The sequence below is a fragment of the Arthrobacter sp. MAHUQ-56 genome, from assembly GCF_019710585.1.
Classification (GTDB): domain Bacteria; phylum Actinomycetota; class Actinomycetes; order Actinomycetales; family Micrococcaceae; genus Arthrobacter.
Genome location: NZ_JAIFZQ010000004.1, coordinates 134,336 through 147,801, shown reverse-complemented (window position 1 = coordinate 147,801; position 13,466 = coordinate 134,336). Strand labels below are relative to the sequence as shown.

Below are 13,466 nucleotides of genomic sequence, written 5' to 3'. Positions count from 1 at the left end.
CGGACCTACACTGGAGCTCACCCGGGCTTTGGTGCCCCGGTATTGGGCGGGAGGAACAGCGATGGCGGCCAGGGAACCTTTGGGGATGCGCAAGGCGGTGCTGGCCGGGGCGGTGGCCCTGGCCCTGACCGGGACGGGGGCTGCACTGGCCTGGTCCGCCACCGGAACACCGCCTCCATCGCCGTCGCCGTCACAGTCCCCACCGGGAAGGGACACTGCGCCGGGCCAGCAGGACAAACAGGAACGTAAGGCGCAGCGGCCGCAGCCCCTGCATGGCGAAGGCGTGGTGAAGAACCCCGACGGCACCTTTCAGACCGTCCTGGAACAGCGCGGCACCGTGGAATCCGTCAGCGACACGGCCATCACCGTCAAGAGCGAGGACGGATATTCCCAGACGTACACCGTCAACGGCGACACCAAAGTCCTCCAGGTTCCAACCGCCGACGACGGCCGGCGGCTTAGGCCCACGGAAGGAACCATCGCCGACATCGCCGCAGGGGACACCGTGCGCGTTGCTGGCGCCAAGGACGGCGATAAGGCTACGGCCAAGAGGATCGTCAAGGGCTCCGGCGGCGGCCCGGGCCTTGGGCTGGGCCGTGGACACGGACACGGCCTCGGCAAGGGCCACAACAAGTAGGTAGCGGCAAGTGTCGTTGTGAACGTCCACAACGACACCTGGCGCTACTCGGTTGGGTCAGCCTTGGTCGACGAGCCCGGCCATGATGTCCTCCAACGCCTCACAGACCATGACGACGGACCTCCGCTTCAGGTTCTCAGGCCTGGCCAGCAGGTCGATCCGGCGGCGGGTGCTGATGCCTTCCAACGGCCGCAAAACGATGTCCGGGTTGAGGACGGGCCCCGCGGTGTACCGGGGCAGCAGGCCCACCACGCCGCCCGTGGCCACGAGGGCCGCGACGGTGGAGTAGTCGTTGATCCGGTGGACTATGTTCGGCTCCCTGCTGGAGACGGCTGCGATGGCGGCCAGGACATCGGCGGGGGAGTAGCCGGGGTGGCTGGTCACCCACGCCTCGCCGCCGACGTCGTCCGCCGTTACGGTGTCCTTGCCGGCCAGCTGGTGCGCCGCGGGCAGAGCCACGTCCAGCGGTTCGTGCGCCAGGGGGATCACGGCCACGCGTTCGGCGGGCCAGCGCGGGCTGTGGTCCATGCGGTGGGCCAGCACCAGGTCATACCGGGCCGTCAGGGCGGGGAAGTCCTGCTGGGCAACGTCCTCGTCGGACAGTTCGATCCGCGGGTGCCCGGGCCGGTCCAGCATCCGTGCCAGCGGCGCGAACAGGGCCTGCCCCGCGCTGTGGAAGCCGCTGACCGTCACCCTCCCCGCCTGCGACCCGTGATAGGTGCCCAATGCGCTGCGGGCCTCGGCCATGGCGCTGACGACGGCGGCGCCGGCGTCCGCAAGCACCTGGCCGGCCTCCGTGAGGACCAGGTTCCGGCCCTCCTTGCGCGTCAGCGGCACCTCGACGGTGCGCTGCAGGTGGGCCAGTTGCTGCGAGACCGCCGATGGCGTGACCATGAGGGTATCGGCCACGGCCTTCACGCTGCCCAGCGCACCCAGTTCCCGCAGGATTTCGAGCTGGTGAATCTCCATTACCCCAGTCTATGCGTAAGTAATTTCTACATCGTTGATTGAGAAGATTCCTGTTGTGCTAACGGATTCGTGGGGCTCTAATGAGGAGGACAACATCCCTGCCGAAGCAGAAAAAGCGCAGCACAAGAAGTAAGGAAGCCAATGAAGGCCCTGTACAAGCCCGGCCCGCAGGCCGGCTTCGAGATGGTGGATCGGCCCGAGCCCGAGGCCGGCCCGGCGGACGTCAAGATCCGCGTGATGACCACCGGCATCTGCGGCACGGACCTGCACATCCAGTCCTGGGACTCCTGGGCGCAGGGAATGATCGAAGCTCCCCTCATCGCAGGGCATGAGTTCTACGGCGAAGTGGTGGAAGTCGGCTGGGAGGTCCGCGACGTCAAGGTGGGCGACAGGGTCTCCGGCGAAGGCCACATCGTCTGCGGCATCTGCCGGAACTGCCGCGCGGGCCGCCGGCAGATGTGCATCCACACTGTCAGCGTCGGAGTCCAGCGCGACGGCGCCTTCGCCGAGTACGTGGTAATCCCCGAAACCAATGTCTGGGTCCACCACGACCCTTCCGTCACACCCGAGCTTGGCGCGATCTTCGATCCTTTCGGCAATGCTACCCACACAGCCCTGAGCTTTCCGCTTGTCGGCGAGGACGTGCTGATCACCGGCGCGGGTCCCATCGGCCTGATGGCCATCGCGGTGGCCCGGCACGCAGGCGCGCGCAAGATCGCCATCACGGATGTCTCCCGGCCCCGCCTGGAACTGGCGCGGCAGCTTGGCGCCGACCTGGCCATCGATGTCTCCACTACCCGGGTGCGCGACGCCCAGCGTGAGCTTGGCATGCGGGAGGGCTTCGACGTCGGAATGGAAATGTCCGGCCACCCCACGGCCCTGCCTGAAATGATCGACAACATGAACCACGGCGGGCGGATCGCCATGCTCGGGCTGCCCAGCCAGGAGATCACCATCGACTGGGGCAAGGTGGTCACGCACATGCTCACGCTCAAGGGCATCTACGGCCGGGAAATGTACGAAACCTGGTACGCCATGAGCGCCATGCTCTCCTCCAACCCCGTGCTGCACGCCGGAATCTCCGCCGTGGTCACCGACACCCTTCCGGCCACGGAGTGGGAGAAGGGCTTCGATATCGCCCGCAGCGGCGGAGGCTGCAAAGTTGTCCTCGACTGGACCCGACTGTAAGGAACCACCATGTACACCTCCCTCAAGGACCAGCTGCGCGAAGAGCTGGACGACATCCGCACCGCGGGGCTCTACAAGACCGAACGCACTATTACCTCGCCGCAGTCCAGCCACATCACAGCTGGCCGGATCGGGTCCCCGGGCGCTGACGTGCTGAACTTCTGCGCCAACAACTACCTGGGCCTGGCGGACCATCCGGACATGATCAGCGCCGCCAAGGCCGCCCTGGATGAGCGCGGCTTCGGCATGGCCAGTGTCCGGTTCATCTGTGGCACGCAGGACCTGCACCTGGAACTGGAAGCGAGGGTGTCGAAGTTCCTGGGCACCGAGGACACCATCCTGTTCTCCAGCTGCTTCGACGCCAACGGCGGCGTCTTCGAGTCCCTGTTCGGCGCGGAAGACGCCGTCATTTCCGACGCCCTCAACCATGCGTCCATCATCGACGGCATCCGCCTGTGCAAGGCCCGCCGGTACCGGTACGCCAACCAGGACATGGCAGAGCTGGAGGCGCGCCTGCAGGAAGCGCAGGACGCGCGCCGGAAGATCATCGTCACCGACGGTGTGTTTTCCATGGACGGCTTCCTGGCCCCGCTGGAAGCCATCTGCGACCTCGCCGAGAAGTACGGGGCACTGGTGATGGTGGACGACTCCCACGCCGTGGGCTTCATGGGTGCCACCGGTGCGGGTACTCCGGAACACGCCGGCGTGTCGGACCGGGTGGACATCTACACCGGAACCTTCGGCAAAGCCCTGGGCGGTGCGTCCGGCGGGTATGTGTCCGGCCGCAGCGAGATTGTCGCCATGCTCCGGCAGAAGGCGCGGCCGTACCTCTTCTCGAACTCGGTGGCCCCCGCCATCGTCGCCGCAACCCTCAAGGCGCTGGACCTGGTGGAGAACTCGGCCTACCTGCGGAGCCGGCTCTTCGAGAACGCGGCGCTGTTCCGCCGCCGGATGACGGAGGAGGGCTTCGACCTCCTGCCCGGCGAGCACGCCATTGTTCCCGTCATGTTCGGCGACGCCGTCGTGGCCGCCAGGATCGCCGACCGGATGCTGCAGCACGGCGTCTTCGTCACGGCCTTCAGCTTCCCGGTGGTTCCGCGGGGTGCCGCGCGGATCCGGGTGCAGCTTTCGGCCGCGCATTCAGCGGACGACGTCGAAGCGTGCGTGGGTGCCTTCGTCGCCAGCCGTGCCGATATGGAAGGCTGAGAGGGCTTTTCAGGAGACAGGTTCCAGCAGGCCGAAACTCTGTCAGGATGGACCGATGGCAGCTCATTACGATGTCCTGATTGTGGGCGGCGGCATTGCCGGCCTGTCCCTGGCGTCCGCCCTTGCCGGCCGCTGCAGCGTTGCGTTGGTGGAGGCTGAACAGGAGCTGGCGTACCACACGTCTTCCCGTTCTGCCCGCCAGCTGATTCCCAGCTACGGGCCGCCGGTGGTGCAGGAACTCACCATGCGGACGCTTGAACTGATCGCCGCCCGGGACAAGGAGCTGCCCGGGCCTGTCCTGGTGCCGCGCAGCTTCATGCTCGTCGGCTCAGCGGCAGATGTAGCAGCGGAGGCCAGCGGCCACATGCAGCCGATCACCGTGGAGCGGGCGGTCGAGTTGTGCCCGGCGCTGCTGCCGGGCACCTTCGAGGCGGCGGGGCTGGACACCGGCTCGTTCGGCTGTAACGCGCCCTTGCTGCTGGAGGACCACCGGGAGCGGGCGGCCTCCGCCGGCGCGGACATCATCACCGGGGCCCGGGTCCACTCAGCGAAGCGGCTGGGTTCCGGGTGGCAGGTGGGGGCGGGTGCTGAGGGTTTCGAGGCGGGTGTCCTGGTTAACGCCGCCGGTGCCTGGGCGGACGAACTCGCGGTGCTCAGCGGCGTGGAGAAGCTGGGACTGCAGCCGTACCGGCGCACTGCGGCGATTGCCGCCGTCGGGCATTCCCTCCCGCTGTCCAGTCCGATGGTGGCCGCGGCGGACAACTCCTTCTACTTCCGCCCCGAGGGACCGGACGTGCTGATTTCACCGTCGGAAACCGAACCCAGCGGCCCGGAGGATGCCCGGCCCCGGCCGGGGGATGTTGAGCGTTTGGTGGAACGGCTGAATTCGGTGACGCGCCTGGGGATCACCGGGATCCGCCGCGCCTGGACCGGCTTGCGCACGGAGGCTGCGGACGGCGTGCCGGTGGCAGGGTTCGACGCCGAGGCCCCCGGCTTCTACTGGCTCGCGGGGCAGGGCGGTTACGGGTTCCAGACGTCCTCGGCCATCGCCGAGCTTGCCGCGGAGCAGATCCTGGCCGCCCAGGGAGCCTCAGGCGGCCCGGGTTCCGCCGGGCCGGTCATGGCTGGTCCGGACTCCGCGGGTCCGGAATCCCGGACAGCGCAGGCCCTGGCCGCCACCCGCTGGTCGATCCGGCGTTGAAGAATGGTTCCATGAGCACCCTGATCACGAATATCGCTGAGCTGATGACGCAGGACCTGGAGCATCGGGTCCTGAAGGATGCAGCGGTGGTGATCGAAGGGGAACGCATCTCGTGGATCGGTGCCGCAGCCGACGCACCCGCCGCGGATGACGCCGTCGACGCCGGGGGGAGGGCCATGCTCCCCGGTTGGGTGGACTCCCATACCCATCTGCTTTTCGCCGGTGACCGGACGGCGGAGTTCGAGGCGCGGATGGCAGGGGAGTCCTATTCGGCCGGCGGTATCGCGGTGACCATGAACGCCACCCGGGCGACGGCGGATTTCGACCTCACGCGGTTGGCGTTGGGCAGGGTGGCCGAGGCTGTCTCGCAGGGTACGACCTATCTGGAAACCAAAACCGGCTACGGCCTGGACGTGGACCATGAGGCCCGGAGCGCCCGCATCGGCTCCACGGTTGCAGACCAGGTCACCTTCCTCGGCGCCCACCTGGTTCCCGCCGGGCAGGACGCCGATGACTACACCGACCTGGTGTGCGGACCCATGCTCGCCGCCGTCCGCCCATACGTCCAGTGGGCCGACGTCTTCTGCGAGGAAGGCGCCTTCACCGCCGAGCAGTCCCGTCGGGTGCTCCTCGCGTGCCGGGACGCCGGGCTGGGCCTGCGGGTGCACGGCAACCAGCTCGGGGAGGGCGCCGGCGTGCAGTTGGCCGTGGAGCTGGGCGCCGCGAGCGTTGACCACGTCAACTACCTTGCCGCGCAGGATGTCAAAGCCCTGGCCGGATCCTGGTCGGGGTGGGATCCGGCAACCGGAGCCGGGGAGCGGGGGACCGTGGCCACAGTCCTTCCCGCCTGCGACCTCTCCATCCGCCAGCCGCTGGCACCCGCCCGTGCCCTGCTGGACGCGGGCGTGCAGGTGGCGCTGGCCTCCAACTGCAACCCGGGAACGTCCTACACCAGCTCCATGGCCTTCTGCGTCACCACCGCGGTACTGCAAATGAACCTGAGCGTGCACGAGGCCGTCCGGGCGGCGACCTACGGCGGCGCACTCGCGCTCCATAAAGAGGCCGGCCGGGACGCCGACGGTGAACGCGCAGTGGGGTCCATCGCCGTGGGACACCGGGCCGATCTCCACCTGCTGAACGCGCCCTCTGCCACCCATCTCGCTTACCGCCCGGGGATGCCGTTGACGTACGCTGTGTGGCGGGCAGGAGCCAGGGCGCGATAACAGCCGCGGCTTGTTTTGACGTTTCTTGATTATTTTCATTGAGTTATAATCATCAAGCGTCATCGGAAGCGGTGGCTGGACTATCGAAAGGCCTCCTTGCATGACCCGCACCGACCGGCTCACGGCGATTCTCGACCTGCTGGCCAGGACCGGCCAGGTGGAAGTGGACGAGATTGTCAGCACCCTCAACGTCTCGCCCGCCACTGCCCGCCGCGACCTCGACAGCCTCGCCAAACGCCGCCTGCTCACCCGCACCCGCGGCGGGGCAACCACCGGAGCCTTGGCCTACGACCTTCCTGGCCGTTACAACAGGGATGACCACGCCGAAGCGAAGGAACAGATCGCCCAGTGCGCCTCGGCACTGATCAAGCCGGGCGCTGTCATCGGCCTCTGTGGGGGCACCACCAGCACCGCGCTCGCGCAGATCCTCGCCACCCGTGAAGACCTCAACGCGCCCTCCAACCAGCCCACCCTTACGGTGGTCACCAATGCCATCAACATCGCCGGGCAGTTGGCGGTGCGGCCCAACATCAAGGTCATGGTGACTGGCGGGATCCTCAACCCGCGGTCCTATGAACTGGTAGGCCCGTATACCGACATCATCATGCAAAAGGTGGTGCTGGATATCGCGTTCATCGGGGTGAACGGCATCGATCCCGAGGTGGGCCCCACCAACACAGGGGAAGGGGAGGCCTCCGTCAACGCCCTGCTGGCAAGCCGTGCCCGGATCTCCTATGTCATCGCCGATTCCTCCAAAGTGGGCGTCCGGGCCTTCGCCACCATGGACGGCTACAACTTCACGCGGCTGATCACCGACTCCGGCATTTCACCGCGCGACAAGGCGGCCTTCGAGGCCAATGGCACGGAGGTGATTGTCGCCCCGGTCTGATTCCGGCGGCGTCCGCTGCTGCCCGCAGTTGCACCAGGCGCTCAGTTCCTGCAGGCGCTCAGTTGCACCAGGCGGGCAGTTTGACCGGTGGGCAGTTCCATCAGGCCGGATCCAGAAACTGCAGGCAAGATGGGAACATGCTGGTTCCCGCCCGCCGTCGCATTCGGCTCGAAGTCTGGATTGTCCTGGGCCTGTCCCTGGGGCAGTCCGCCGTTTATTCCGTGGTGCAGTTACTGGACAAGATGACCCGGGCGCCGCTGGCCCAGGGCACGTCCACGCTGAACCGGTCGCAAAGCACACGGGAGTACTTCGACCTGACCTACCAGCTGCTGGACATCGTTTTCGCCCTGGTGCCCGTCATGCTGGTGCTCTACTTCCTCACGGACCATCGCCAGGTTGCTCCGGGCGATGCCGGTAACCCGGGCTCTGCTTTCCGGAAACTTGGTTTCAACTTTGCACGGCCCGGGAAGGATGTTCTGCAGGGGCTGGGGCTGGCAGCGCTGATCGGCATCCCATCTTTGGGGCTGTACGCCGCCGGCCGCGCGCTGGGAATCACCACCGCCATCATCCCCAGCGGCCTGGATGCCTACTGGTGGACCGTCCCAGTCCTGATCCTGTCCGCCATCCGGCACGGCATCGTGGAGGAGGTAATTGTGGTGGGCTACCTCCTGGACCGTTTCGGGAAGTTCGGCTGGAGCACGCCGCTGGCCATCGCCGTGAGCTCGCTGCTCCGCGGAAGCTACCACCTGTACCAGGGCTTCGGGCCCTTCATCGGCAACGCAGTCATGGGGGTCGTCTTCGCCTGGATCTACACCCGCACCAAACGTGTCATGCCACTGGTCATCGCCCACGCCCTGCTGGACATCGTGGCCTTCGTCGGGTTCAGCCTCTTTGGCAAGGCCGTGGGGCTCGGGTAATGCGAGTCGACGGCTGCGAATTTCCTGCCGCCGGCCTCGTGTACGTCCTCACCCAAGCAAGGCTTTGGGCGTCGCGCGTCATTCGAGCCCCGGAATCGCCACCTGCCGGAGCCCTTTACCCTTCCGCCCAGAGCGACCACCAGGCCGCCTGCGGGTCCGGTGGCAACACGTAGGGCAGAGTGTAAAACTCCTCCCACAGCGGGTCTGCGGGGCAGAGGTCATCAGGGTCGAGCAAGTTGCCGCCGGGTGGTTCTTCGGGTGGCGGATTGATGTCAAGGGACAGTGCACCATGAGGCCAGTGGGTTGGTTTGGGGTCGTGTTGTTCGGGGTTGTAGGTGCGGCCGGTTGGGGAGGTCCAGCCGGGTGGTTCGTTGGTGGTGGCGGGGGTGGGGGTCCAGCCGCTGGCGTGTTTGAGCCGGTGGTGTTTCGGGCAGAGTTGTCCCAGGTTGGAGGCGCCGGTTTCTCCGCCGTTGTGCCAGGCGGTGAGGTGGTCTGTGTCGTTGTCCAGTGATCGGTTGGTGCAGCCGGGGAAGGTGCATTTGCCGTCGCGCATCCTGATCCAGCGTTTGATTGTCTCGGGGAGCCGGTAGCTTCTGCGGCCGATTTCCAGGGGTGCGCCGTCGCGGGGGTCGACGAGGACGCGGTAGAAGGAGTCGGCGCCGTCCGCGACCAGCCGCCGTGCTATGGAGGCGGGGATCGGTCCGTGGCCGTCGAGTTCGGCGGGTTCGTCGGTGAGGCCGAGGAGGGAGAACACCGGCACAGTCACCAGCACATCAGCCCTCGGGACGGGAACCTGGCCGAGGGCCGTGGTTCCTGGTTGCGGGGAACTGCCATCGCCGGAGCCGGAGCCGGTGTCGCCGGAGTTGATGGTTCCGGCACCGAGGAGCAGGCTGGCGGCGATGTCGGGACGGAGCTGGGTGAGGGTACGGGGTTCATCGGGGCCTTGGAGGCCGCGGGCGGTGGCGGTGGTGCGGTTCCAGATCGCGGAGGCGGTGTCGCCGGGGAGGTAGAGCGTCACCCGGGCCATGCCGTCCCGGTCGGGCCGGTATTCCATCCGCCGGTCGGCGGCTCCTTTGGTGTGGCGGGTCTCGATCGATTCGGGGTGGTGGCGTTCCCGCCAGGTACGGGCCTTGGCCCGGAACCGGGACGGCACAAGTTTCCCGGGCACGGCGCCGCGGGCAGGGTTCGGGGCGTCCGGGTCGAAAAAGTGCGCCACCAACGAGGCCGCCCCGGCAGGGCTGAGGCCCTCAGCTTCATCCACGACGACGCGCGCGTGCTGCCACGAGATGGCCCCGGCGGCCAGTGCGTCCATGACCGGCGGCAGCGAACAGACCTGCTGCGACTGGTGGACGAAAGCACCGGCGGCTGCCGAGCTGATGGTCAGGACCCCGGCGATCTCCTCCACCGCGGACATCTCCGCATAGGTGCGCTCCTGCACGGACGCCTCCGGCGGCGTCATGGCCTGCTGGATCCGGATGGAATCGGCCGCGTCCTGCGCTTTAGCGGCGGCAATCATTGCCTCCAGCTTCGAATACCCGGCCAAGCGCTCCAATCGGATCCCGTACTGCCGCTGCAACACATCCACACCGGAGCCAGCACCGTGACCATCAGCAGCGCCAGCGGAGGAAAGCGCAGCCTCCTCCAGGAACAGCGCGTCAAGGGCAGCAACAGAGGCACGAACACCCTCCATCCCCGCCCCTGAACCGCTCACTGCGCCGCCGCTGATTCCCATACGAACATCATCCAACGGGGGTGTGACATTCAAGGGTGTCGGGGTTGTTCAGCCCACACGGACACGAACCGCGCTGAATTAAATGAATTCGGCCGCCATTTGGTGGTGACGCCGTTGTCACCTCCAAATGGCGGCCGAAGCTGGTCCAGGCACACGCCCGGGTGACCCATCACCCAGAGAAGTGGGGATGGGTTGGCGGGCAGGGTCAGATGGTGACTGCCCCGTTGGCGGTTTCGAATGTCACGGACAGGATTCCGGGAGTACCGTGCGGAGCAACCCAGTCCACCGCGACGTCTTCCAGCGGCCGCTCCACGGGCTCGCCCAGCCATTCGGTGACGCGTTCTGCGGAACCGGCAATGGTCAGGGAGCTCATCTTGACATTGCTCTCGTAGGCGTTGGACGGGTGCAGCGACGGGTCACCCTCCCACTTGAGCATGTAGGGGACCTGGGGATCGGCAATAAGGCCCAGAATGCCGATCTGCTTCCAGACCAGTTCGCGGCCGTCAGGGAACTTGCGGTTTCCGTTGACGGCGGCGCGGCCCAGGCGCTCCTCGAAGGGGGCGAGGTCGTCCACTTCGACGCACCAGCCCATCCAGCCGCCCCCGGCTGCCGAACGGGCACGCACTGCCTGTCCGAACGGGGCTTTGTCCGATGCCGGGTGGTCCAGGACCTCCACAACTTCAAGGTACTTGTGCCCGGCGAGCGGGATAATCATATTCCGGGTTCCGAACCGGGGGTGGACCCCGCCCTTCACTGCCTCAACGCCGAGGGCAGATGAAATTCGTTCGGTAGTGGCCGCGAGGCCATCGTGTTCACAGGCGTAAGAGACGTGATCCATGCGCATGCCAACATCTTGGCACTTTGTGATCCGGCTCTCAGCTAAGGTTACCCTTACTGGAATCCGACCGCCCACCCACGGGATCTTTCCCGGACCAAGCGCTATATCCAACTCGGAAGCTCCCCTTGGTAGTTGTCAGCCGGCGATGTAGTAGCCGGAGGTGTCGGCGATGAGGTCGACGGTGCCGCTGGAGTTGTTTGTCAGGGCGATTGTTCCGTCGCTGCCGACGGGGGTGATGACGAGGTTGGGTGTGGTTTCTCCGGGGTTGAAGTTCAGGTTGGAGGTTCCGGGGGCGGAGGTGCCGCCGGCGTGGATGGTGATGTTTCCGTAGCTGGTGGGTTCGGTGGCGGTGATGTTCACAGCGATGGCGGAAACGCCTGTGGCTGGGATGCCTCCGCGGCCGGTGACCTGGACCTTGATGGTTGCTCCTGATGCGACGGGGCCGCTAACGCCTCCGGTGCCGTAGCGGGTGTCGAGTTGCCGGAACGGTGCCTGGGACGAAAAGGCGCCTGGGTCGATGGCGCTTCCGGCGATGTAGTAGCCGGAGGTGTCGGCGATGAGGTGGACGGTGCCGCTGGAGTTGTTGGTCAGGGCGATTGTTCCGTCGCTGCCGACGGGGGTGATGACGAGGTTGGGTGTGGTTTCTCCGGGGTTGAAGTTCAGGTTGGAGGTTCCGGGGGCGGAGGTGCCGCCGGCGTGGATGGTGATGTTTCCGTAGCTGGTGGGTTCGGTGGCGGTGATGTTCACAGCGATGGCGGAAACGCCTGTGGCTGGGATGCCTCCGCGGCCGGTGACCTGGACCTTGATGGTTGCTCCTGGTGCGACGGGGCCGCTAACGCCTCCGGTGCCGTAGCGGGTGTCGAGTTGCCGGAACGGTGCCTGGGACGAAAAGGCGCCTGGGTCGATGGCGCTTCCGGCGATGTAGTAGCCGGAGGTGTCGGCGATGAGGTGGACGGTGCCGCTGGAGTTGTTGGTCAGGGCGATTGTTCCGTCGCTGCCGACGGGGGTGATGACGAGGTTGGGTGTGGTTTCTCCGGGGTTGAAGTTCAGGTTGGAGGTTCCGGGGGCGGAGGTGCCGCCGGCGTGGATGGTGATGTTTCCGTAGCTGGTGGGTTCGGTGGCGGTGATGTTCACAGCGATGGCGGAAACGCCTGTGGCTGGGATGCCTCCGCGGCCGGTGACCTGGACGTTGATGGTTGCTCCTGGTGCGACGGGGCCGCTAACGCCTCCGGTGCCGTAGCGGGTGTCGAGTTGCCGGAACGGTGCCTGGGACGAAAACATGCCCGGAGCGGAGGCGGCGCTGTTTGCCGCCGGCGGCACCACATGCAGCAAACGGTTCGGTGTTCCTGCACTGGCATTGGCGATCGTCCCAGTGACGGAGGAGGAGTTCAGGGTCGAGGCAACCTGGGACGGGGTCAGCGACGGGTTCTTCGCCAGCAGGAGCGCTGCTGCGCCAGCCACGTGGGGGGTTGCCATGGATGTCCCGCTCAGTGAAGCGGTAGCGGTTGAGGAGGTGTACCAGGTGGACGTTATGCCCACGCCCGGGGCGTACAAGTCCACGCAACTGCCGAAGTTGGAGAAGCTTGCCTGCCGGTCCGAGGAATCGCTCGCTGCGACTGTGACGGCCGCCGGCAGGCGCGATGGGGAAGTGGTGCATGCATCGACGGCGCTGTTCCCCGCAGCAACAACCGCAGGAATGCCATCACCGATGACCGCCTGCACCGCGGCGTCGAGGGTATTGCTCGCCGGTCCGCCGATGCTCAGGTTCACCACGGCCGGTGTTCCGTCGCGGTGGTTGGCAGCCACCCAGTCGAGGCCCGCAATCACATCAGAGTAAAGGCCGGAGCCGTCGCATGCGAGTGCCCGCACCGGAATGAGGGTGGCGGATTTGGCCATACCGTAAACAGAGCCCGCGATGGTCCCTGCCACGTGCGTTCCGTGGCCGTTGCAGTCGTTTGTTCCCAGCCCGTCATTCTTCGCGGTCCACCCTTGTGCAACCCGGCCGCCGAAGTCGACGTGCGACGCGAGGATTCCGGTGTCCACCACGTAGACGCTGACGCCCTGCCCGGAAGCCGGGGGCGTGTAGGTTCCGGACAGCGGAAGGGCCAGTTGGTCGGTGCGGTCCAGTCCCCAGGGCGCATTCCGCTGCGTGTCTGAAACTGTGACGGCGTAGTCCGGTTCAACGGCGGTCGCCCGCCCGGAACGGACCAGGGCGGCGGCCTGCGCGGCGGTCGCCTGGACGGCCGCGCCCTTCAGTGCCGTTTCAAACGTACGGGCGACGCCGATCCCCTGGGCGCGGAGGGACCGCGCCTCGCCGGCGACATCCGCCCCGGCCGCGAAACGTACGAGGTAGCGCCCGTTGTCGCTTGCTTCGGGCGGGGCGGGCGCGGCGGGTGCCGCCGACGCGGTGGGCGGGGACGCGAGCCCGCCTGCCAGGGTGGCGAGGCCAACAGCCAAAGATGGCAGGACGGTGCGGAGAGCCTGGCGGAACAATTGGGGCAACGGAATCCCGATCCTTTTGTGCGTTGGAGAACTGTGCTGTGGAACTTTCCCACAGCGAATTTATCCGACAGGCGGGGTACAAAAGCCGAACCTCGGTCAATCCTGCGGGTTCCCTGTGGAACTTTGGCGAAACTTCCGGGGAGGCAGGGAAAGACCGCATCGGC

11 protein-coding genes are annotated in these 13,466 nt (G+C 66.7%); 7 read left to right on the top strand and 4 right to left on the bottom strand.

Annotated features, from left to right (window positions below):
• The first annotated feature begins 61 nt into the window (after positions 1 to 61).
• On the top strand, positions 62 to 637 hold the full coding sequence (locus tag K4G53_RS02340; RefSeq protein WP_221383885.1) for a DUF5666 domain-containing protein: 576 nt from the start codon (positions 62 to 64) through the stop codon (positions 635 to 637).
• A gap of 57 nt (positions 638 to 694) precedes the next feature.
• On the opposite strand, the gene K4G53_RS02335 is transcribed toward K4G53_RS02340, so the two are convergent.
• Positions 695 to 1,606, bottom strand: coding sequence for a LysR family transcriptional regulator (locus tag K4G53_RS02335; RefSeq protein ID WP_221383884.1), 912 nt, complete (start codon positions 1,604 to 1,606; stop codon positions 695 to 697).
• A gap of 141 nt (positions 1,607 to 1,747) precedes the next feature.
• On the opposite strand from K4G53_RS02335, the gene tdh reads away from it, so the two are divergent.
• From tdh to K4G53_RS02305, 6 genes are all read left to right on the top strand, one after another.
• Entirely contained in the window at positions 1,748 to 2,794 is a 1,047-nt protein-coding gene (tdh, locus tag K4G53_RS02330) for an L-threonine 3-dehydrogenase (protein ID WP_221383883.1), read from the top strand.
• A 9-nt stretch (positions 2,795 to 2,803) separates the two neighbouring features.
• Entirely contained in the window at positions 2,804 to 4,000 is a 1,197-nt protein-coding gene (locus tag K4G53_RS02325; RefSeq protein ID WP_221383882.1) for a glycine C-acetyltransferase, read from the top strand.
• Between the two features lie 55 nt (positions 4,001 to 4,055).
• Positions 4,056 to 5,201 (top strand): FAD-binding oxidoreductase, encoded by a 1,146-nt coding sequence (locus K4G53_RS02320; RefSeq protein WP_221383881.1) that lies wholly within the window; start codon positions 4,056 to 4,058, stop codon positions 5,199 to 5,201.
• An 11-nt stretch (positions 5,202 to 5,212) separates the two neighbouring features.
• A complete protein-coding gene (gene hutI / locus K4G53_RS02315; RefSeq protein WP_221383880.1) occupies positions 5,213 to 6,424 on the top strand; it encodes an imidazolonepropionase in 1,212 nt (403 codons plus the stop codon).
• 100 nt (positions 6,425 to 6,524) lie between these two features.
• The gene (locus K4G53_RS02310) at positions 6,525 to 7,313 is read left to right on the top strand and encodes a DeoR/GlpR family DNA-binding transcription regulator (protein ID WP_221383879.1); all 789 of its coding nucleotides are present in this window, start codon (positions 6,525 to 6,527) and stop codon (positions 7,311 to 7,313) included.
• Between the two features lie 137 nt (positions 7,314 to 7,450).
• Entirely contained in the window at positions 7,451 to 8,230 is a 780-nt protein-coding gene (locus tag K4G53_RS02305; protein ID WP_221383878.1) for a CPBP family intramembrane glutamic endopeptidase, read from the top strand.
• A 115-nt stretch (positions 8,231 to 8,345) separates the two neighbouring features.
• On the opposite strand, the gene K4G53_RS02300 is transcribed toward K4G53_RS02305, so the two are convergent.
• The 3 genes from K4G53_RS02300 to K4G53_RS02290 form a co-directional block, all read right to left on the bottom strand.
• A complete protein-coding gene (locus tag K4G53_RS02300) occupies positions 8,346 to 9,962 on the bottom strand; it encodes an HNH endonuclease signature motif containing protein (RefSeq protein WP_260323070.1) in 1,617 nt (538 codons plus the stop codon).
• Between the two features lie 205 nt (positions 9,963 to 10,167).
• Positions 10,168 to 10,806, bottom strand: coding sequence for a VOC family protein (locus K4G53_RS02295; protein WP_221383877.1), 639 nt, complete (start codon positions 10,804 to 10,806; stop codon positions 10,168 to 10,170).
• A gap of 129 nt (positions 10,807 to 10,935) precedes the next feature.
• Positions 10,936 to 13,302, bottom strand: a complete 2,367-nt coding sequence (locus K4G53_RS02290; protein WP_260323069.1) for a S8 family peptidase — start codon at positions 13,300 to 13,302, stop codon at positions 10,936 to 10,938.
• Between the last annotated feature and the right edge of the window lie 164 nt (positions 13,303 to 13,466).